The organism is Massilia sp. GER05 (assembly GCF_052056005.1).
In the GTDB taxonomy this organism is placed as follows: Bacteria; Pseudomonadota; Gammaproteobacteria; order Burkholderiales; family Burkholderiaceae_D; genus Telluria; species Telluria orientalis.
Genome location: NZ_CP178858.1, coordinates 6,837,754 through 6,857,401 on the forward strand (window position 1 = coordinate 6,837,754; position 19,648 = coordinate 6,857,401).

Consider the following 19,648-nt stretch of genomic DNA (forward strand, 5'->3'; position numbering starts at 1 on the left):
CTGCGCGCCGGCCCGGAGAGAATCAGATAAGGACCAGATTGTCGCGGTGCACCAGCTCGGGCGCCTCGACGTAGCCGAGGATGCCCTCGATCTCGCCGGACGAGTGACGCATGATGCGTTTGACTTCGCCGCTCGTGTAGTTGGTGAGGCCGCGCGCGATCTCGGTGCCCGCTTCGTCCACGCAACCCACGAGGGCGCCGCGGCCGAATTCGCCGCGCACGGCCGTCACGCCGATCGGCAGCAGCGACTTCCCTTCCTTCACGAGCTTCTGCACCGCGCCCGCGTCCAGCACGAGCTGGCCGGCCGTGTGCAGGTGGTCGATCATCCACTGGCGGCGCGCGGTCAGGCGCGCGGTCGGTGCCGTCAGCTGCGTGCCGATCGCGTCGCCGTGCGCGAGGCGCGTCAGGACGTTGTCTTCGCGGCCCCACGCGATCACCGTGTGCGCACCGGAACGGGCGGCGCGCTTGGCGGCCAGCACCTTCGTCAGCATGCCGCCGCGGCCGATGCTGCTGCCGGCGCCGCCGGCCATCGCTTCCAGCGACGTGTCGCCCGCCTGCGCTTCTTCGATCAAACGCGCGGACGGATCCTTGCGCGGGTCGGCCGAGTACAGGCCCTTCTGGTCGGTCAGGATCACGAGGGCATCCGCCTCGATCAGGTTGGCGACGAGCGCGCCCAGCGTGTCGTTGTCGCCGAACTTGATCTCGTCCGTGACGACGGTGTCGTTCTCGTTGATGATCGGGACGACGCCCAGCCCCAGCAGGGTGGTCAGCGTGGAGCGCGCGTTCAGGTAGCGTTCGCGGTCCGCGAGGTCGGCGTGCGTGAGCAGCACCTGCGCTGTCTTCACGCCGTGGCTGCGGAAGCTCGTCTCGTAGATCTGCGCGAGGCCCATCTGGCCGCACGCGGCGCAGGCCTGCAGTTCGTGGATGTCGGTCGGGCGCGACGTGAAGCCCAGGCGCAGCATGCCTTCGGCGATGGCGCCCGAGGACACGAGGACGACTTCCTTGCCGAGCGAACGGAGGGACGAGATCTGCGCGGCCCAGCGCGCGATGGCCTCGTGATCGAGGCCGCGGCCTTCGTTGGTGACGAGAGAAGAGCCGACCTTGACGATGATGCGGCTGGAAGACTGGATAACGGAGTTCATGGCGACGGTCGGATTGACAGGAAGCGTCCTTGCGGGCGCAGGCCGATCAGCGCCAGGCCGACCGCCAGCTCGATCCCGCTGACGACGAACAATAAGCCCTGGGGCAGGCCGATCGCGAAGGCCGCGACGAGACGGCCGACCGGCTGCGCCAGGATGAACAATGCTGCGAGGTCGCCGAGGATGGGCTGGTCGCCCTGCCTGGCCGCCAGCAGAGCCAGCCCCGCGGTGGCGAGGCGCACTCCGACGTAGAGGGCGAAGAACTGGCTGTAGCCGTTCACGCCCACGGGGAACAGTCCCATCGCATCCGCCACGCGGTCCGGATCCAGCAGGGCCGCGAGCGCGGCCAGCGAATGCGCGGACGCCGCGACCGACAGCAGCTGGCCGCGCAGGCGCGCGCGCCAGGTGCTGCTTGCGGTCGGGGCGAAGGTGACTGCCAACGACTTAATCTTCGAGGATCTTGAAGCGCGGATCGTCCGGATCGATCGACGAGATGCCGCGCGCTTCCTCGGTCATCTGCGTCTCTTCCGAGCGCTGCGCGCTGTGGCGCGTCTCTTCGAGATACTTGTAGATCGCGTGCACGAGGTCTTCGCAGCCTTCGCGGTTCAGCGCCGAGATCTCGAACACGGGGCCCTTGAACCCCATGCGCTTGACGAAGTCCTTGACCACCTTCTTGCGCTCTTCTTCCGGTACGACGTCCAGCTTGTTCAGCACGAGCCAGCGCGGCTTGTTGAGCAGTTCCTCGTCGTACTTCTCGAGTTCCTTCACGAGCGCCTTGGCTTCCTTGACCGGATCGGTCTTGCCGTCCATCGGGGCGAGGTCGACGATGTGCAGCAGCAGGCCCGTGCGGCTCAGGTGGCGCAGGAACTGGTGACCGAGGCCGGCGCCTTCCGCCGCGCCTTCGATCAGGCCCGGGATGTCGGCGATGACGAAGCTCTTCGCATGCGACACGCGCACGACGCCGAGGTTCGGATGCAGCGTGGTGAACGGATAGTCCGCGATCTTCGGGCGCGCGTTCGACACGGCCGTGATGAACGTCGATTTACCCGCGTTCGGCATGCCGAGCAGGCCCACGTCGGCCAGCACCTTCAGTTCGAGGCGCAGTTCGCGGCGCTCGCCGTCCTTGCCGTCCGTCTTCTGGCGCGGCGCGCGGTTGGTCGACGTCTTGAAGTGGATGTTGCCCCAGCCGCCCTCGCCGCCCTTGGCCAGCAGCTCGGTCTGCTCGTGCTCCGTCAGGTCGGCGATGATCTCGCCGGTGACGTCGTCGATGATCAGCGTGCCGACCGGCATGCGCAGGTAGACGTCCTCGGCGCCCTTGCCGTAGCAATCGGAACCGCGGCCCGGCTCGCCGTTGCGCGCCGTGTGGACCTTGGAAAAGCGGAAGTCGACCAGCGTGTTGACGTTGCGGTCGGCGACCGCCCAGATCGAGCCGCCGCGGCCGCCGTCGCCGCCGTCCGGACCGCCGAACGGGCGGAATTTCTCGCGTCGGAACGAGGCGCAGCCGTTGCCGCCGTCGCCGGCGATGACTTCGATGCGTGCTTCGTCGATAAACTTCATGATGAGACCACCAAAACGAAAGGCTGTGTCACTGTTAAAAGCGGACCAGGCGTCCATGATAGACGAACGGCCGCGGAACGTTCCGCACTTAACGGTGACAACGCCGAAAATTAAAAAGGCCCTACCGGAGGGCAGAGCCTATCGATTGCAAGGCTTGACGCCTTACCGGGCGGGGCACGCCTTTACTCGGCCTGCCCCGCTGCGCCGCAATTAAGCAGCAACTGCTTCAGCAGCCACGACGGTCACGAACTGCTTCGAACCGACGCCTTGCTTGACGAACTTGACCGTGCCATCGACCAGGGCGAACAGGGTGTGATCCTTGCCCAGGCCAACGTTGGTGCCCGGACGAACCTGGGTACCGCGCTGACGCACGATGATGCCGCCGGCGTTGATCGCCTGGCCGCCGTAGACTTTCACGCCGAGGCGTTTGCTTTCTGAGTCACGGCCGTTTCGCGTAGTGCCGCCGCCTTTTTTGTGTGCCATTTCAAATGCTCCTTGATTAGCTGAAGAAGGTACGCGCGGCGATTAGCCGTTGATCGCAACCACTTGGATTTCGGTGTAGTTCTGGCGGTGGCCCTGACGCTTCTGGTAGTGCTTACGACGACGCATCTTGAAGATACGCACTTTGTCGTGACGACCATGCGAAACAACAGTCACGCGAACCGAAGCACCTTCCACCAGCGGAGCACCAAACTTGATGCTCTCGCCCTCGCCGACGGCGAGAACCTGATCGATAGTGAGTTCGGAACCAATGTCTGCCGGTATCTGTTCTACTTTGAGTTTTTCGCCAGCGACAACTTTGTATTGCTTGCCACCGGTTTTTATGACCGCGTACATGATTTGAAACCTCATTGATTGTTAAGAAATATTCCCCTCGTCTTGGCGAGGTAAACAGCCGGGGATTCGGGGAACAGAGGATTATACATGGAATGGTGCGCAGCGTCAAAACGGTTGTCGTGGCGCGGCAGCCCCTCTGGCGCCACTGGGAAAAAGGGCGCCTTTTCCTTGCATGTCGTATAATCGCGACTCAACAAAACCTATCCGCATCCAACGTCAGCAGGTCCGCCTTGTCCGCCGCCACCCAAACCGCACAACAGAACCCCATCACCCGCACGATCGCAGCAGACATGGAGGCCGTCAACACGGTGATCCGCGCGCGGTTGCAGTCCGAAGTCGCGCTGGTGAACCAGATCGCCGAGTACATCATCAGTGCCGGCGGCAAGCGGATCCGCCCCGTGCTGGTGCTGCTGCTGGCGAACGCCTACGGCTACAAGGGTGCCGGCCACCATGAGCTGGCGGCCGTCGTGGAATTCATCCACACCGCCACCCTGCTGCACGACGACGTCGTCGACGAATCCTCGATGCGCCGCGGCCGCCAGACCGCGAACGCCATGTTCGGCAACGCCGCGTCGGTGCTGGTCGGCGACTACCTGTACTCGCGCTCGTTCGAGATGATGACGGGCTTGGACAACATGCGCGTCATGGAGATCCTGTCGCGCGCCACCACCGTCATCGCGGAAGGCGAAGTGCTGCAGCTGCTGAACATGCACGATCCGGACGTCACGCAGGAAAGCTATCTGCGCGTGATCCGTTCGAAGACGGCGAAACTGTTCGAAGCGGCCGCGCAACTGGGCGCCCTCGTCGCCGGCGCGAACGACGCGCAGATCGAAGCGGCCGGCGAATACGGCCGCTCGCTGGGCACCGCGTTCCAGCTGATCGACGACGTGCTCGACTACGCGGGCGACGCCGCGGAAATCGGCAAGAACGTGGGCGACGACCTGCGCGAAGGCAAGCCCACGTTGCCGCTGATCTACGTGATGGAAAACGGCACGGCCGAGCAGCGCGAACTGATCCGCACCTGCATCGAACAAGGCGACGAAACGCATTTCGACGCGGTGCTGGCGGCCGTCACGAGCAGCGGCGCGCTGGACTTCACGCGCCGCGAAGCGGAGACCGCGGCACGCCGCGCCGCCGCCGCGATCGCCGACCTGCCGCCGAGCGAATACAAGGACAGCCTCCTGCAGTTATGCTCCTTCGCTGTTGACAGGAACCACTGAGGCAACTATAGTAATGCCTTCCCGAGATTTCGGTGACGAAGTCTCAAACAGTCGGGGTGTAGCTTAGCCCGGTAGAGCGCTACGTTCGGGACGTAGAGGCCGGAGGTTCGAATCCTCTCACCCCGACCATCTGTTTTTCTCCCTCAGCAGTACCCATACCAGTCGGGGTGTAGCTTAGCCCGGTAGAGCGCTACGTTCGGGACGTAGAGGCCGGAGGTTCGAATCCTCTCACCCCGACCACAGAATTCATACAAGACAGCGGCTGATGGCCGCTGTTTTCGTTTCTACCCCCTGCTCCCGCATGTGCCGGCTGAGCGCCGCCCCGCGCCGCGCCAGCAAGGCCGTCAACAGTTCCGGATAGCGCGGATCGACGGCTGCCTGGACCGACGGCCGCAACGCCAGCGCCGCGCGCCATGCCTGCACCTTGATCAGCCCCGCCAGCATGCCGAAGTCGCCTGCCACCTCATTGTTTTTATTGGGAAATTTATCTTTCCTTAAGCAACCGATCGCTACATATTATTGGCCAATGCGCTTGAAGTGTGACTTCCACACACAGTGTGGGCCGGCCTGCGCAGCCGCAAAAGCCACGCCGATCCGCGCCCTAACATGAAGCCACATCACGCCTGATGAACTTGGACAATGTCTAGTGGAATTTTTAGCTTGGAAAAAGCCAGAATGCAGCGGCGCTTCGTCGCGTTCCTGCATGTAGCACGCTGGACCAGCGTCCTGGTGGCACTGATGTACCACGTCCGTTTCCTGCTGTTCGTGGACTACGAACACGTCCAGGCGAAAACGTGGCTGTCCGACGTCTTTTATTTCCTCACGGGGCTCGGCCATGAATCCTTTGCCGTCTTCCTCGTCCTCGACGGCATCCTGACGGGACGCGCGCTACGGGCCCACGGGGCGCCCGCCCCTGCAACGCCGGGCCGGCACGCCATCGCGCTGTACCGGATTCTCCTGCCCGGCCTGGCCCTCGGCGCCTTGTTCGATGCCGCGGGCGCGGTGTTCTTCAACGGATCGGGCCTGTACACGGCCTATCCCGCCTTCAGCACGCTCACGCTCGGTTATGCCACGCTGCTAGGGAATCTGTTCATGCTGCAGCCCTTCGTCGTGCCCACGTTCGGCAGCAACGGCATGTTGTACCTGCTGTCTTTCCTGTTCTGGTCGCTCATCCTGCTGGACGTCTTCCTGCGCGCCACGCGCGCCGGCCGGGTCGTGCTGCTGGCGGCCGTGGTGGTGCTGGCGCCGCCCCTGTTCCTGATCTGGTCGGCCATCTGGCTGACCGGCGTCGCGGTGGCGCACATGGGCGCGCTGCACAGCGCCAGGCCGTCGCTGCCCGTCGCCATCGTCGGCTTTCTCGCCGCGCTGCTGCTGTCCCGCTTCCTCGGCGCCGGCGTACACGGGCCGCCGGCGTCCGGCGCCTGGCTCGCCGACTGTAAGTTCCTGCTCGTGGGCTGGGGCTTCGCCGCCATCGCCTGGGCCCTGTACCCGCCCGGCGCGCAGCCTCGCACAGCGCCCCACGACCCGGCCGCCGCGTTCACCTTCTTCTTCCACTTTCCCGTCATGATGCTGGTCGTCGGGATCGCGACGACACTGCCCGGCCAGTCCCTGATGCAGCAGCCGGCACCGGCACGCTACGGTGCGTTCGTCGCCGTCGTCGCCGCCTGCGTGGGCACGACGGTGCTCGTCGCGCGGGCGGCGCGGCCCGCAAAAGCACGGCGCCAGGCCGCGTTGCCGTGGCCTGGCGCCGGTCATTCCTGATGTCTGTTATGGCGCCGACGCGGCCCGGATCCGCACCGCCAGCGCGGCCAGGCTCGATGCGACGGCAAGGATCACGATGCCGTTCCAGCCCCACGCAGCCAGCGCCTGGGCACCGAGCGCGCCGCCCGCTGCCATGCCGACGAACATCGTGGTCATGAAGATCGCGTTCAGGCGGCTGCGGGCTTCCGGTGCGATGCCGTAGACGATGGTCTGGTGGGCGATCATGGTCGCCTGCACGCCCAGGTCGAAGCCGACGGTCGCCAGGGCCAGCAGCACCAGTTGCCCCGCCGCCGGCAGGTGCGGCATGGCGAACATGAGCGCGAACGAGGCGACGCTCAGGCCGGCGCCGACGCGGGTCACGAATTGCGGACCCCGGCGGTCGGCCAGGCGGCCGGCGAACGGGGCGGCCAGCGCGCCGACGGCACCGGCCAGGCCGAACGAACCGGCGGCGGCCGAACCCAGGTGGAACGGGGCACCGTGCAGCATCACGGCCAGCGTGGACCAGAAGGCCGAGAAGCCGATCGACAGCAGGCCCTGGGCCATGGCGGCAAGGCGCAGCGCGCGGTGTTCTTTCCACAGCGCGAACAACGAGCCCAACAGGACCGGATACGGACTCGTGCTCGTCGGCTTGAAGCTCGGCAGGCCGCGGGCGAGGATCGCGGTCGTGAAGGCCGCGACGACCGCCGCGCCGCCGAACACGGCGCGCCAGCCGAGCGCTTCCGCCACGAGGCCGCCCACGACGCGCGACAGCAGGATACCCAGCAGCAGCCCGGTCATGACGGTGCCGACGATGCGGCCGCGGTGCGCGGCCGGGGCCAAAGTGGCGGCGGCCGGGACGATGTCCTGGGCGACGGTGGCCAGCAGGCCGACGGCAAGGCTGGCGCCCAGCAGCACGGTCAGGCTCGGCGCGGCGGCGATGGCCAGCAGCGCGATGGCCAGCAGCAGCGATTTCACGACGATGATGGTGCGGCGGTCGAAACGGTCGCCCAGCGGCGCGAGGAACAGCAGGCCGAGCGCGTAGCCGAATTGCGTCAAGGTCGGGATCCAGCCGACGGCCCGGTTGCTGGCGTGCAGATCGGTCGCCAGAACGCCCAGCGTGGGCTGGCTGTAGTACAGGGCGGCGACGGACAGGCCCGTGCTTGCGGCCAGCAGGAAGATCAGAGGCGAGGTCAGCGTCGTGCGGATCGGTATGACAGTCGCCGTCGTGTGTGCGATGCTCATGTTGGACTCCATGGTGGGTGTGTTGTTGCAGTGCATTATGGAGAACCGAAACACGGCCGTGTAGCACCGGCGAACGTCGAACTGTTATACTTCACGCGTATGAGCACTGACTTTTCGACGATCAATCCATCTGCCGACCGTATGATGCTGGTCGAAACCTTCGTCCGCATCGTGGATGCCGGCAGCCTGTCCGCCGCCGCACGCGCACTCGCGACGACGCAGCCGACGATCAGCCGGCGTTTGAAGTCACTGGAAAAATCGCTGGGCGTGCGCCTGCTGCAGCGGTCCACGCACGCGATGAAGCTGACGGACGACGGCATGCGCTGCTACGCGCGTGCGAAAGAGCTCATCGCGGGGTGGCAGGAATTCGAGAGCGAGATCCGCGGCGCCGTGGACGAGCCGGTCGGCATGCTGCGCGTCGTCGCGCCGCACGCGTTCGGCCAGCAGCAGCTGGTGGCGCCGCTGGCCGAATACCTGGCGCGCTATCCGCGCATGACCGTGGACTGGGTCCTGCACGACCGCACGCCGGACTTCATCGGCGAAGGCATCGATTGCGCGATCCGCGTGGGCGAGGTGCCCGATCCGTCCATGGTGGCGATACGGCTGGGCGACGTGCCGCGCATCGTCATCGCGACGCCCGGCCTGTTCGAGGGGCGCGCCCTGCCCCTCCATCCGGAAGAACTGGGGACCCTGCCCTGGATCGCGGTCAGCCATTATTATCGCGACGAGGTCACGCTGACCCATGCGCAGACGGAAGAAACGGTACGAATCCCCGTCAAGCCGCGCATCTACACGGACAACCTGTACGCGATGCGAAGTGCCGTCGTGCTGGGCGTGGGGGCGGCGCTCGGTTCGCGCTGGGCGCTGCGCGAGGAACTGGACGCGGGCCGGCTCGTGCAGCTCGTGCCGGAATGGCATGCGTCGCCGCTGCCGATCTGGCTGATCTATCCACCGGCGCGCTTCTATCCGGCGCGGCTGCGGCGGTTCATCGACATCATGCGGGTGGCGGTGCCGCGGGCGTATGGGGTGGTGGCACCGCCGGGCCGTTAGATCCAAAACCGTCGTTCCCGCGCAGGCGGGAACCCAATATGCACGCGTTATCGTAATGCAAGCAGAACTTGGGTCCCCGCCTTCGCGGGGACGACGAAGCTATGCTTCCGCGACCTGCGCCTCCGCCAGCAGCGAGCGGATCTCCGGAATGCACGACCCGCAATTGCCACCCGCCTTCGTGCATGCCGTGACGGCCGCCGCATCGCACAGATTGTTCTGCCGGATCGCGATCTCGATCGTCTTGCGGCCCACGCCGAAGCACGAGCACACGGTCGGTCCGGGATCGATGCCCGGCTCTTTCGCCCGGCCGGCAAGAAGGCTGAGGCGGTCGGCCGGCTCCAGTTGCTCCTTGTCGAACATGCTGGCGAGCCACGTGCGGGCCGGCAGGTCGGCGCGCTGTGCCACGAACAGGCACGCTTCGATGCGGCCGTCGACGAGGTGCACGGCGCGGTACATGCCGCCGTTCTTGTCCTCCACCTCGATCCAGTCCGCGTCGTCGTCGTGCACGTCCAGCAGCTTGCGCGCCCAGTCGTGCGCGGCGGCGAACGGCTTGCGGCCCGCCAGTTCGTAGCGGACGAAGTCCTTGCCCTGCACGCGCGTCCAGTTCGACGCCTCGCGCAGCGGCAGCTCCGTGCGCGACAGGATGAAACCGAACCACGTGACGCCGAACGGTTCGATGCGCACCGGCGTGTGCTTGAATTCCGGCTCGCCCGACACGGGGTCGACGGCCGGGTTGACGACGGTGCCCACGCGCGCGTCCGACGCCGTCTGGCCGCTCCAGTGGATCGGCATGAACACGCTGCCGCGCGCGATGCCCCCGCCGTGCTGCACGCGCGCCACCACGGCGCCCCAGTCGCTCGTCACGCGCGCCAATTCGCCCGCCTTCACGCCGCACAGCAGCGCATCCTGCGGGTGCATGTCGATGTACGGTTCCGGGATGTGCTCGGCCAGTTTCTGCGAGCGGCCCGTGCGCGTCATCGTGTGCCACTGGTCGCGCACGCGGCCCGTGTTCAGCACGAGCGGATATTCGCCGCCCGGCAGGTGCGCCGGCGCGCGCGGCACCGTCGGCACGAAGCGCGCGCGGCCGTCGGCATGCGCGAAGCGGCCGTCGCCGAACAGGCGTGCGGTCCGTTCTTCCGGCGTACGCACCGGCCACTGCACGGGGTCGAGCGCATCGTAGTCGGCACGTGTCATGCCGGCCAGGCCCACGATGTCGAACAGGCGGCGGCGCTGGCCCTCGGTGCCGTTCTTCCATGCGGACAGGCGCGCATGCTCGTCGAAAATCTCGTGCGCGGATTTGAAATCGAAACCCTTGAAACCCATGCGGCGCGCGACGTCGCACATGATGTCCCAGTCGGCGCGCGCACTGCCCGGCGCGGACAGGAACGCGCGCTGGCGCGAGATGCAGCGCTCGGAATTGGTGACGGTGCCATCCTTTTCGCCCCAGCCGAGGGCCGGCAGCAGCACGTGGGCCGCGTCGTTCGTGTCGGTGCCGAGCACGATGTCGCTGGCCACGACCAGCTCGCATTTCTGGAGAGCGCGCCGGGCCTGGTCGGCATCGGGCAGGCTCACGAGCGGATTCGTCGCCATGATCCACACGGCCTTCACTTTGCCGTCCTCGATGGCGCGGAACAGGTCGACGGCCTTCAGGCCCGGCTTCGCCGCCACGTGCGGCGAGCCCCAGAATTCCTGCAGCGCGGCGCGCTGCGCGGCATCGTCGAGGTCCATGTGCGCGGCCAGCATGTTCGCGAGCCCGCCCACTTCACGTCCACCCATCGCATTCGGTTGACCGGTCAGCGAGAACGGCCCCATGCCAGGGCGGCCGATGCGGCCCGTGATCAGGTGGCAGTTGATGATCGCGTTGACCTTGTCGGCGCCGCTTGTGGACTGGTTCACGCCCATCGTGAACGCCGTCACGACCTTCTCCGTGTTCGCGAACAGGTCGTAGAAGCGCTCCAGGTCGCGCGGGTCGAGGCGGCAGGCTTTTGCCACTTCTGCCAGCGTGCCCGCCTTGCCGGCCGCGTCCAGCGCGTCCGCGACGCCCGTCGTGTGGGCTTCGATGAAGCTGTCGTCCGCGGCGTGCTGCGCGAGATGGCCCAGCAGGCCGTCGAACAGCCACACGTCCGTGCCCGGCTTGACCGGCAGGTGCAGGTCGGCGATGTCGCACGTGGCCGTGCGGCGCGGGTCGACGACGACGACCTTCAGTTCCGGACGGTCCTGCTTCGCGCGCGCGATGCGCTGGTACAGCGTCGGGTGGCACCACGCGGCGTTCGAGCCGACGAGCACGATCAGGTCGGCCTGCTCGAAGTCTTCGTAGCAGCCCGGCACGATGTCTTCGCCGAACGCGCGCTTGTGGCCGGCCACGGCCGACGACATGCACAGGCGCGAATTGGTGTCGATGTTCGCGCTGCCGACATAGCCCTTCATGAACTTGTTGGCGACGTAGTAGTCCTCGGTCAGCAACTGGCCGGAGACGTACAGCGCGACGGCCTCCGGACCATGTTCCGCGATGATGCGGGAAAAACCGGAGGCCACCTTGTCCAGCGCCTCGTCCCACGACGCTTCGCGCAGGCCGCCGTCTTCACGCAGCATGGGCGCGAGCAGGCGGCCGCGGTTGCCGAGCGTCTCGCCCAGCGCCGAACCTTTTACGCACAGGCGGCCCTGGCTGGCCGGGTGCGCCGCGTCGCCCGCGATCGCGAGCGTGCCGTCCTGCCCGATTTGGGCACTGACACCGCAGCCGACGCCGCAATACGGGCAAGTCGTCTTGATGGTGGTGGAAGAAATAGGAAAATGCGCGGCCAACTTCATGTGCAACTCCTCGTCAGGCCGCTCGGCCGAACAGCAACTGGTCGCGGATGGACGAGATGTCCGTCCGCTGTTGAATCAGGTCGAAGTACCAGGGACCGTCCGCGACGTCCCCGTACAACACGGCGCCCGTCAGGCGGTTGCCCGCGACGACGAGACGTTTATAGATGCCGCCGCGGCGGTCGCGCAGCACGAGATCTTCGCTGCCTTCGCCGCCGACGATGTCGCCGGCCGAGTACAGGTCCACGCCCGTCACCTTCAGCTTCGTCGCGGTCGCCTGCTGCACGTAGCGGCGGTGACCCGAGCCTGCGAGGTGGGCGGCGGCGACGCGTGCCTGGTCCCAGATCGGCGCGACGAGGCCGAACGTGGCGCGGCGGTGCTGCACGCATTCGCCCACGGCGTACACGCGCGGATCGTAGGTCTGCAGCGTGTCGTCGACGACGATCGCGCGCTCGCAGTGCAGGCCGGCGCTCTTCGCCAGCTCGACGTTCGGGCGCACGCCGGCGGCCATCACGACGAGGTCGGCGTCGACGGTTTCACCGCCTTCGAAGCGCACGGAACGCACGCGGTCCTCGCCCTCGATGGCGACGGTCTGGCGGTTCAGCAGGATGCGCAGGCCGCGCTGCTCCAGGCTGGCGCGCAGCAGTTCGGCGGCGGGCGGGTCGAGCTGCTGGTTCATCAGGCTGCCCGTCACGTGCACGACGGCGACTTCCATCCCCTGGCGCAGCAGGCCGTTCGCGGCTTCGAGGCCGAGCAGGCCGCCGCCGATGACGACGGCCTTCCCGCCCGCGCGTGCGGCTTCCAGCATCGTGTCGACGTCGCTGATGTCGCGGAAGCCGATCACGCCCGGCAGCTGGTGGCCCGGCACCGGCACGATGAACGGCTTCGAGCCGGTCGCGATCAGCAGGCGATCGTACGGCACGGCGAGGCCGGACGCGGCGTGCACGACGCGCTTCTTGCGGTCGATGCGCACGACCGGGTCGCCCGCGTGCAGCGTGATGCCGTTGGCGTCATACCATTCACGCGTGTTGAGCATGATGTCGTCGACGGTCTTCTCGCCGGCGAGCACGGGCGACAGCAGGATGCGGTTGTAATTCCCGTGCGGCTCCGCGCCGAACACGGTGATGCGGTACATGTCGGGCGCGAGCTTCAGCAGCTCCTCGACCGTGCGCATGCCCGCCATGCCGTTGCCGATGACGACCAGGCGCGGATGGGTCTTCATTTACGCACCCACCCAGACCTTGCCGTCCTCGACGCGCACCGGGTAGCTCGACACCGAGTGGTGCGGCGCTTCCAGGCATTCGCCGGTCTGCAGGTCGAAGTGCTGCTTGTAGATCGGCGACGCGACGACGATGCGCTCGCCGATGCTGCCGACCAGGCCGCGCGACAGCACGGCCGCGTCCGAGTTCGGATCGTAGTTATCGATGGCGAACACGCGCGGCTCCTCGGCGCCCACGCGGAACACGGCCACCTGGCGCCCGTTCAGCAGGGCGGCGACGCCGGTGTCCGGGACGATCTGGTCGAGCGAGCAGACGGCATTCCATTGGTTCAGCTCATTTTTTACTTGCGGGTCACGGGGCATGATGTTCTCCTGTTCCAGTCGTTAAATCAAGCTGCAGCGATCGGGATGACGCGGCGGCGTTCTTCCGGCGTGGCCGGGCGGATCTGGCCGCGCTCCGCCATGAACACGACGTTGTCGTCCGTGCCCTCGGTGTTGACGAAGCTGCGGAAGCGCTGGCGCACGGCCGGGTCTTCGACGGCGTTCTTCCACTCGTCGGCGTAGGTGTCGACGACGCGCTGCATGTCGGCTTCCAGTTCGGCGGCGATGCCCAGCTTGTCGTCGACGACGACCTGCTTCAGGTAATCCAGGCCGCCCTCCAGGTTCTCGCGCCACGTGCTGGTGCGCTGCAGGCGGTCGGCGGTGCGCACGTAGAACATCAGGAAGCGGTCGACCAGCTTCACGACGGTCGCTTCATCCAGGTCCGACGCGATCAGTTCCGCGTGGCGGGGCTTCATGCCGCCGTTGCCGCACACGTACAGGTTCCAGCCCTTCTCGGTGGCGATCAGGCCCACGTCCTTGCCCTGCGCCTCGGCGCATTCGCGGGTGCAGCCGGAGACGCCGAACTTGATCTTGTGCGGCGCGCGCAGGCCCTTGTAGCGGTTTTCCAGCGCGATGGCGAAGCCGACGGAATCGCCCACGCCGTAGCGGCACCACGTCGAGCCCACGCACGATTTCACCGTGCGCAGCGACTTGCCGTAGGCGTGACCGGATTCGAAGCCGGCCGCGATCAGCTCTTCCCAGATCGCCGGCAGCTGGTCCACGCGGGCGCCGAACAGGTCGACGCGCTGGCCACCCGTGATCTTGGTGTAGAGGCCGTATTTCTTGGCGACCGCGCCCACGGCGATCAGGCCGTCCGGGGTCACTTCGCCGCCCGGCATGCGCGGCACGACGGAATACGTGCCGTCCTTCTGGATGTTGCCGAGGAAGTAGTCGTTCGAATCCTGCAGGCTCGCGTGCTGCGGCTTCAGCACGAAGTCGTTCCACGTCGACGCGAGGATGTTGGCGGCGACCGGCTTGCAGATGTCGCAGCCCAGGCCCGTGCCGTGCTTGTGCAGCAGTTCGCCGAAGCTCTTGATGCCGCCCACGCGGATCAGGTGGTGCAGTTCCTGGCGCGAGTACGGGAAGTGTTCGCACAGGTGGTTGTTGACGGCCATGCCGGCCTTCGCCATCTCGGACTTCATGATCTGCGTGACGAGCGGCACGCAGCCGCCGCACGACGTGCCGGCGTTGGTGCACGACTTGATCGCGCCGATGTCGCAGGCGCCGCCGGCCACCGCGTCGGCGATGACGCCCTTGGTGACGGCGTTGCACGAGCAGACCTGCGCGCTTGCCGGCAGCGCGTCGACGCCCAGCGCCGGACGCGCACCGCCCTCAAGCTGCGGCAGGATCAGGAATTCCGGCGCTTCCGGCAGCTCCATATCGTTCAGCATCATCTGCAGCAGGCTGCCGTATTCGGCCGCGTCGCCGATCAGCACGGCGCCCAGCAGCTTCTTGCCGCAGTCGGACACGACGATCTTTTTATAGACCTGCTTGCGCTCGTCCGTGAACTGGAAGCTGCGTGCGCCCGGCGTGTTGCCGTGGGCGTCGCCGATCGACGCGACGTCCACGCCCATCAGTTTCAGCTTGGTGCTCATGTCGGCGCCGGCGAACGCGGCTTCCTGGCCGATCAGCGCGCGCGCGACGATGCGGGCCATTTCGTAGCCCGGTGCGACGAGGCCGAACGTCTGGCCGCCCCACGAGGCGCATTCGCCGATGGCGTAGATGTGCGGGTCGGAGGCGAGGCAGGCGTCGTCGATCGCGATGCCGCCGCGCGGGCCCAGTGCCAGGCCGGCGGCCTTGGCCAGTTCGTCGCGCGGGCGGATGCCGGCCGAGAACACGATCATGTCCGCTTCGAGGAAGCTGCCGTCCGCGAATTCCATGCGGTGCGTGGCCGACTCGCCGTCGACGATCTGCAGCGTGTTCTTTTGCGTGTGGACGTTGACGCCCAGTTCTTCGATCTTCCGGCGCAGCACGCGGCCGCCCAGGTCGTCGACCTGCACGGCCATCAGGCGCGGCGCGAATTCGACGACGTGCGTGTCGAGGTTCATGTCGCGCAGCGCCTTGGCGCATTCGAGGCCCAGCAGGCCCCCGCCGACGACGACGCCGGTTTTCGAACGGGCGCCGCATTCCGTCATCTTTTCCAGGTCTTCGATGGTGCGGTAGACGAAGATGTCGTTGCGCTCCTTGCCCGGGACCGGCGGCACGAACGGATACGAACCCGTCGCGAACACCAGCTTGTCATACGAGAGCACTGCGCCATCGGCCAGCGTGACGGTCCGGGAGTCCCGGTCGACGGCGACGGCCTTCGCGTTCAGCTTCAGGTCGACCTGGCCGGCGTGCTGTTCGAAGAAGCCCGGTGCGACGAGCGACAGCTGGTCGGCCGTGGTGCCCGAGAAGAACGAGGACAGGTGCACGCGGTCGTAGGCCGGGCGCGGTTCCTCGCACAGCACGGTGACGTGGAAATGGGCATCCTGCTTGGCTTCCGCGAACAGGGTCTCGAGGAACTTGTGGCCTACCATGCCGTGGCCGATGACGATCAGTTTCATGTTGCGACTCCTATGCTGCAATAACGTGTTCAGGCGGCGGCGGGTGCCGGCGTTTCGGGGACGGTCAGCGTGAAGCGCACGCCGATGGCGCACAGCGCCGCGACGAGGACGGCGCCGCCGAGGATCATCAGGGTCTGGCGCACGTCGCCCGTGCCCTTCATCAGGAAGCCGGCCAGCACGGCGCCGACGTTGCCGCCCGCGCCGACGATGCCGGCCACGCCGCCCAGTGCCTTGCGGCTCACGAACGGCACCAGGGCGTAGGTCGAACCGCACGCCATGTGGGTGCACAGGCCGAAGGCGAGCATGGCGACGATGGCCAGCGTGACGCTCGTGGTCTGCGAGAACCACAGCAGGCCCAGGCCCTCGCCCAGCATCAGGACGAACAGCAGGTTCACGCGGGAATTCAGGTCGCCCCTGGCCGCGACCTTATCCGAGATCCAGCCGCCCAGGGCACGGGCGAACAGGGCCAGCAGGCCGAAGCTGCCGGCGGCCATGCCGGCCTGTTTCAGCGACAGGCCGAAGTGGTCGACGTAATAGGTGGCGGCGACGTTGTGGATGAACAGTTCGATGCCGAAGCAGGCGCCGTAGGTAATGAACAGCAGCCAGGCGCGGTAGTTGCGGCAGGCTTCGAAGAAGCTCGCCCAGCCGCCCTTGCCGCCCGCTTCGAACGGCACGCCGGCCGCGCGCAGTTCGGTGAAGTTACCTTCCGGGCAATCCTGGGTGAACTTGTAGTAGACGACGGCCATGATGAGCATCAGCACGCCCGGCACGACCAGGGCGGCACGCCAGCCCATCGTCTCGTTCACGCCCAGCATGATCATGGCGCCCATGATCAGCGGCATCGTGGCCTGCGCGACGCCGCCGCCGCTGTTGCCCCACCCGGCCGATGCCGCGTTGGCGGTGCCGACGACCTTCGGGCCGAACATGACGGAGGTGTGGTACTGGGTGATCACGAAGCTGGCGCCGACGGCACCGATGCCGAGGCGGAACAGCAGGAAGCTTTCATAGCTCTGGGCCATGGCGACGCCCAGCACGGGGATCGCGCCCAGCGCCAGCAGGCCGGTGTAGGCCTTGCGCGGGCCGAAGCGGTCGCACAGCGGGCCGATGATCAGGCGCACGATGATGGTGATGGCGACGGCTGCGATGTTGATGTCGGCGATCTGGCTGACCGACAGGTGGAACTCGCCCTTGATCACCGGCATCAGCGGTGCGCAGGCGAACCAGGCGAAGAAGCAGACGAAGAAGGCCACCCAGGTCAGGTGGAATGCGCGCATCTGGGGCGTATCAAAGGAGAATAGCTTGATACTGTTTGCTTTGCCGGCCATGTTGTTATTCCCTTCTTGAAAACGAAAAGGCGCCCGCTGCCTGGCCGCGAAGACGATTCCAGAAATCGTTCAAGCGGGTGCAGCGGACGCCGTTGTCCTGTTGCCGGCCCCTCGTTGGACCGGCTCTTGTTTACTCAGGGATCGCCGTTGATCCTTTACCTCCGTATTTGCAAGACCCGTGCCAGATGGTTTTCAGGGGGAAGATCGTATTGACCGGGCCTGGCACGCTTCATTGCAGTGCACCATGCACGCTTATGAGGCGCTTGAATGAGCACCATCAAGATGCGAAACTGGAAAACGCGGTGCGGCGGATGGGAAAGGATGAGATATACGCGTCGGGCGCGAGGCCGTCCCAGACCTTGCCGTCCATGAGCACCGAGCGGCGCATCAGGCTCGACGCCGCCGGCACGCCCGCCAGCACGGCCGCCTCGCGGTACAGGCCCACGCGGTTCACGCGCGCGGCCACGGCCGCGTAATCGACGTCGTCGCGCAGCAGGCCCCAGCGCCGGTGCTGGGTCATGAACCACATCGCGTCGGACAGGTACGGGAAATTGGCCTCGCCCTCGTCGTGGAAGCGCACCGGATCGGGATCGATCCAGCGCTTGCCCAGGCCGTTGTCATAATCGCCATGCAGGCGCGCGGCGATGGCGCGGCGGTCCGCGTTCACATAGGCGGGGCTGGACAGCACCTCGGCCGCCACGTCGCGGTGCTCCGGCGATTCGTCGAGCCAGCGCCCGGCCTCCAGCACGGCCGCGACCAGCGAGCGGCACGCATGCGGGTTCGCGTCCACGAAGGCGGCCGTCGCGCCGAGCGCCTTGCCGGGATGGTCGGGCCAGATGTCCTGGCTCGTCGCGACGGTGAAGCCGCTGCCGTCCAGCTGGGCGCGGGCGCTCCACGGCTCGCCGGCGCAAAAGCCGTCCATGTGGCCGGCCGCCAGGTTCACGGCCATCTGGCTGGGCGGGACCGTCACCACTTGCGCGTCGCGCACCGGATCGATGCCGCCCGCCGCCAGCCAGTAATACAGGAACAGCGCGTGGTTCCCGGTCGGGAACGTGTGCGCGAACGTGTAGCGGCGCTCGCCCTTGCGCATCGCGGCGGCCAGCGTGCCGAGGTCCGTCACGCCCTGGCGGGCCAATGCGCGCGACAGGGTAATCGCTTGGCCATTGCGCGATAAATTCATCAGCACGGCCATGCGCGTGGGGGGACTCCCGATGCCGTTTTCCACGCCGTACAGCAAACCATACAGGACGTGCGCCGCGTCGATCTCGCCCTGCAGCAGGCGGTCGCGCATGCCCGACCACGAATGCTGGCGCGCGAGTTCGAGCTTGATGCCGTATTTGTCGTCCAGCCCGAGCACGGACGCCATCACGAGGGACGCGCAATCCGTCAGGGGCATGAAGCCGGCCCTGATCACGGTCTTTTCCGGCCGGTCCGAGCCGGCGATGAATGCGTGAGCCATCGTTTCCTTTGCTGTTTTAGCCGAGTAGATCCTCGACGTCGAGGATGCGCTGGGCGACTTCGGCCAGCTTGAGCTTCTTGTTCATCGCCATGGTGCGCAGACGCTGGTAGGCCTCGTCCTCCGTCAGCCGGTTGCGCGCCATGAGCACGCCCTTGGCCCGTTCGATCAGCTTGCGGTCGGCGAGCTGGCGGCGCGTGTCGGACAACTCGTCCAGCAGCTTCTGTTCGCGGCGGAAGCGCTTCATGGCCACGTCCAGCACGGGCTTCACGCGCTCGGCCTGCAGGCCGGCCACGATGTACGCGGTGACGCCCGCCTCGATCGCGGCATCCATGCTGGACGACGTCTGGTCGTCCGTGAACAGGACGATGGGACGCGGCTCGTCGCGCGTGGCGATCACGATGTGTTCGAGGACGTCGCGCGCGTCCGATTCGCTGTCGATGATGATCATGTCCGGCTGGATCTGGGCGATCCGTTCCGGCAGGAAGATGTCGGCAGGCAGCGACGCGACGATGTCGTAGCCCGATTCCAGCAGGCCGATGCGCAGGGCCGTGTTGCGCCTTGCCTGCGCGGCGAGCGTGACCTCGTCCGCGGCAGCGCTGGACGCGGTGTTGACGACGACGATGCGCAGGGTGCGCTGGACCTTGGACGGCGGTTTCATGCCCTTTGGATATGCAAGTTCCGGGCCAGCCGGTCAGATATTCATGTTTGCTATGTCCGCAGTGCGAATCAATATTAGTTGTCGCACAGAAAATATTCACGAAACGCATGGGGAGCATCACAAATCAAAAGTTCATTTATGACGCGGTTGTCCCTATACTGCATCGCAACACGACAGATTTCTCACCGGAGATGACCATGAACACCGCAACGATCAACCAGGCACAGAACAAGACTCTGCGCCAGCACATTGCCGACACCCTGGGCAAGATCCGCACCTTTGCGATCGAACTGTACGAAGCGCACGGCGGCCTGATCGTGCCCGACGCCGCCCAGCCGGGCAGCGGCGCCCTGGCCCGCCGCAAGATGCAGCAGCAGGCCGGCATCATCATCCTGGGCCCGTTCTGCGCAGCCGCGCTGGCTCCGGAAGCCGTCCGCGAAACGCCGAACAACTAATCAAGCCAAGGATACA

18 protein-coding genes and 2 tRNA genes are annotated in these 19,648 nt (G+C 66.6%); 6 read left to right on the plus strand and 14 right to left on the minus strand.

Going from position 1 to position 19,648, the window contains the following annotated elements:
* Positions 1 to 22: 22 nt before the first annotated feature.
* The 5 genes from proB to rplU all read right to left on the minus strand — a co-directional run bounded on the left by proB (position 23) and on the right by rplU (position 3,532).
* Positions 23 to 1,141, minus strand: coding sequence for a glutamate 5-kinase (gene proB / locus ACL58G_RS30080; protein WP_413387016.1), 1,119 nt, complete (start codon positions 1,139 to 1,141; stop codon positions 23 to 25).
* On the minus strand, positions 1,138 to 1,578 hold the full coding sequence (locus ACL58G_RS30085; protein WP_413343621.1) for a hypothetical protein: 441 nt from the start codon (positions 1,576 to 1,578) through the stop codon (positions 1,138 to 1,140). The genes proB and ACL58G_RS30085 overlap by 4 nt, the downstream gene beginning before the upstream one ends.
* Positions 1,579 to 1,582: 4 nt before the next feature.
* Positions 1,583 to 2,695, minus strand: a complete 1,113-nt coding sequence (gene cgtA / locus ACL58G_RS30090) for an Obg family GTPase CgtA (protein ID WP_413343620.1) — start codon at positions 2,693 to 2,695, stop codon at positions 1,583 to 1,585.
* A 210-nt stretch (positions 2,696 to 2,905) separates the two neighbouring features.
* The gene (gene rpmA, locus ACL58G_RS30095) at positions 2,906 to 3,178 is read right to left on the minus strand and encodes a 50S ribosomal protein L27 (RefSeq protein WP_056123130.1); all 273 of its coding nucleotides are present in this window, start codon (positions 3,176 to 3,178) and stop codon (positions 2,906 to 2,908) included.
* 42 nt (positions 3,179 to 3,220) lie between these two features.
* A complete protein-coding gene (rplU, locus tag ACL58G_RS30100) occupies positions 3,221 to 3,532 on the minus strand; it encodes a 50S ribosomal protein L21 (RefSeq protein WP_036230184.1) in 312 nt (103 codons plus the stop codon).
* A 230-nt stretch (positions 3,533 to 3,762) separates the two neighbouring features.
* Between rplU and ispB the strand changes: the two genes are divergently transcribed.
* The 3 genes from ispB (at position 3,763) to ACL58G_RS30115 (ending at position 4,992) form a co-directional block, all read left to right on the plus strand.
* Positions 3,763 to 4,752, plus strand: a complete 990-nt coding sequence (gene ispB, locus ACL58G_RS30105) for an octaprenyl diphosphate synthase (RefSeq protein WP_413343617.1) — start codon at positions 3,763 to 3,765, stop codon at positions 4,750 to 4,752.
* Between the two features lie 52 nt (positions 4,753 to 4,804).
* A tRNA-Pro gene (locus ACL58G_RS30110) sits at positions 4,805 to 4,881 on the plus strand.
* A 34-nt stretch (positions 4,882 to 4,915) separates the two neighbouring features.
* A tRNA-Pro gene (locus tag ACL58G_RS30115) sits at positions 4,916 to 4,992 on the plus strand.
* Positions 4,993 to 4,998: 6 nt separating this feature from the next.
* Here the strand turns inward: ACL58G_RS30115 and ACL58G_RS30120 are convergent.
* Positions 4,999 to 5,196, minus strand: coding sequence for a hypothetical protein (locus ACL58G_RS30120; protein WP_413387012.1), 198 nt, complete (start codon positions 5,194 to 5,196; stop codon positions 4,999 to 5,001).
* Positions 5,197 to 5,412: 216 nt separating this feature from the next.
* Between ACL58G_RS30120 and ACL58G_RS30125 the strand changes: the two genes are divergently transcribed.
* Positions 5,413 to 6,513, plus strand: coding sequence for a hypothetical protein (locus tag ACL58G_RS30125; protein ID WP_440964112.1), 1,101 nt, complete (start codon positions 5,413 to 5,415; stop codon positions 6,511 to 6,513).
* A gap of 6 nt (positions 6,514 to 6,519) precedes the next feature.
* Here the strand turns inward: ACL58G_RS30125 and ACL58G_RS30130 are convergent, their stop codons facing one another.
* Positions 6,520 to 7,734: an MFS transporter gene (locus tag ACL58G_RS30130; protein WP_440964114.1), complete on the minus strand. Its 1,215-nt coding sequence runs from the start codon at positions 7,732 to 7,734 to the stop codon at positions 6,520 to 6,522.
* A 141-nt stretch (positions 7,735 to 7,875) separates the two neighbouring features.
* Between ACL58G_RS30130 and ACL58G_RS30135 the strand changes: the two genes are divergently transcribed.
* A complete protein-coding gene (locus ACL58G_RS30135; protein ID WP_413387009.1) occupies positions 7,876 to 8,784 on the plus strand; it encodes a LysR family transcriptional regulator in 909 nt (302 codons plus the stop codon).
* A 99-nt stretch (positions 8,785 to 8,883) separates the two neighbouring features.
* On the opposite strand, the gene ACL58G_RS30140 is transcribed toward ACL58G_RS30135, so the two are convergent.
* From ACL58G_RS30140 to ACL58G_RS30170, 7 genes are all read right to left on the minus strand, one after another.
* Positions 8,884 to 11,592, minus strand: a complete 2,709-nt coding sequence (locus ACL58G_RS30140) for a molybdopterin-dependent oxidoreductase (RefSeq protein WP_440964116.1) — start codon at positions 11,590 to 11,592, stop codon at positions 8,884 to 8,886.
* A 13-nt stretch (positions 11,593 to 11,605) separates the two neighbouring features.
* A complete protein-coding gene (locus ACL58G_RS30145) occupies positions 11,606 to 12,811 on the minus strand; it encodes an NAD(P)/FAD-dependent oxidoreductase (protein ID WP_440964118.1) in 1,206 nt (401 codons plus the stop codon).
* Entirely contained in the window at positions 12,812 to 13,171 is a 360-nt protein-coding gene (nirD, locus tag ACL58G_RS30150; protein ID WP_440964120.1) for a nitrite reductase small subunit NirD, read from the minus strand.
* Positions 13,172 to 13,197: 26 nt separating this feature from the next.
* Positions 13,198 to 15,735: a nitrite reductase large subunit NirB gene (nirB, locus tag ACL58G_RS30155; protein ID WP_440964122.1), complete on the minus strand. Its 2,538-nt coding sequence runs from the start codon at positions 15,733 to 15,735 to the stop codon at positions 13,198 to 13,200.
* Positions 15,736 to 15,764: 29 nt separating this feature from the next.
* Positions 15,765 to 17,060 carry an MFS transporter gene (locus tag ACL58G_RS30160; RefSeq protein WP_413343013.1) on the minus strand — a complete coding sequence of 432 codons (1,296 nt, stop codon included), beginning with the start codon at positions 17,058 to 17,060 and terminating at the stop codon, positions 15,765 to 15,767.
* Positions 17,061 to 17,337: 277 nt separating this feature from the next.
* Entirely contained in the window at positions 17,338 to 18,519 is a 1,182-nt protein-coding gene (locus ACL58G_RS30165; protein WP_440964125.1) for a CmpA/NrtA family ABC transporter substrate-binding protein, read from the minus strand.
* A gap of 16 nt (positions 18,520 to 18,535) precedes the next feature.
* Positions 18,536 to 19,177 carry an ANTAR domain-containing response regulator gene (locus ACL58G_RS30170; RefSeq protein ID WP_413387004.1) on the minus strand — a complete coding sequence of 214 codons (642 nt, stop codon included), beginning with the start codon at positions 19,175 to 19,177 and terminating at the stop codon, positions 18,536 to 18,538.
* A gap of 197 nt (positions 19,178 to 19,374) precedes the next feature.
* Here ACL58G_RS30170 and ACL58G_RS30175 point away from each other — a divergent pair, with 197 nt between their 5' ends.
* The gene (locus tag ACL58G_RS30175) at positions 19,375 to 19,632 is read left to right on the plus strand and encodes a hypothetical protein (RefSeq protein ID WP_036229690.1); all 258 of its coding nucleotides are present in this window, start codon (positions 19,375 to 19,377) and stop codon (positions 19,630 to 19,632) included.
* Positions 19,633 to 19,648 lie beyond the last annotated feature (16 nt).

Excerpts from the sequence above, each read along its gene's own strand:
- proB (WP_413387016.1), bottom strand. The coding sequence starts at position 1,141 with ATGAACTCCGTTATCCAGTCTTCCAGCCGCATCATCGTCAAGGTCGGC.
- cgtA (WP_413343620.1), bottom strand. The coding sequence starts at position 2,695 with ATGAAGTTTATCGACGAAGCACGCATCGAAGTCATCGCCGGCGACGGC.
- rpmA (WP_056123130.1), bottom strand. The coding sequence starts at position 3,178 with ATGGCACACAAAAAAGGCGGCGGCACTACGCGAAACGGCCGTGACTCA.
- rplU (WP_036230184.1), bottom strand. The coding sequence starts at position 3,532 with ATGTACGCGGTCATAAAAACCGGTGGCAAGCAATACAAAGTTGTCGCT.
- ACL58G_RS30120 (WP_413387012.1), bottom strand. The coding sequence starts at position 5,196 with ATGCTGGCGGGGCTGATCAAGGTGCAGGCATGGCGCGCGGCGCTGGCG.
- ACL58G_RS30130 (WP_440964114.1), bottom strand. The coding sequence starts at position 7,734 with ATGAGCATCGCACACACGACGGCGACTGTCATACCGATCCGCACGACG.
- ACL58G_RS30135 (WP_413387009.1), top strand. The coding sequence starts at position 7,876 with ATGATGCTGGTCGAAACCTTCGTCCGCATCGTGGATGCCGGCAGCCTG.
- ACL58G_RS30140 (WP_440964116.1), bottom strand. The coding sequence starts at position 11,592 with ATGAAGTTGGCCGCGCATTTTCCTATTTCTTCCACCACCATCAAGACG.
- ACL58G_RS30145 (WP_440964118.1), bottom strand. The coding sequence starts at position 12,811 with ATGAAGACCCATCCGCGCCTGGTCGTCATCGGCAACGGCATGGCGGGC.
- nirD (WP_440964120.1), bottom strand. The coding sequence starts at position 13,171 with ATGCCCCGTGACCCGCAAGTAAAAAATGAGCTGAACCAATGGAATGCC.
- nirB (WP_440964122.1), bottom strand. The coding sequence starts at position 15,735 with ATGAAACTGATCGTCATCGGCCACGGCATGGTAGGCCACAAGTTCCTC.
- ACL58G_RS30160 (WP_413343013.1), bottom strand. The coding sequence starts at position 17,060 with ATGGCCGGCAAAGCAAACAGTATCAAGCTATTCTCCTTTGATACGCCC.
- ACL58G_RS30165 (WP_440964125.1), bottom strand. The coding sequence starts at position 18,519 with ATGGCTCACGCATTCATCGCCGGCTCGGACCGGCCGGAAAAGACCGTG.
- ACL58G_RS30170 (WP_413387004.1), bottom strand. The coding sequence starts at position 19,177 with ATGAAACCGCCGTCCAAGGTCCAGCGCACCCTGCGCATCGTCGTCGTC.
- ACL58G_RS30175 (WP_036229690.1), top strand. The coding sequence starts at position 19,375 with ATGAACACCGCAACGATCAACCAGGCACAGAACAAGACTCTGCGCCAG.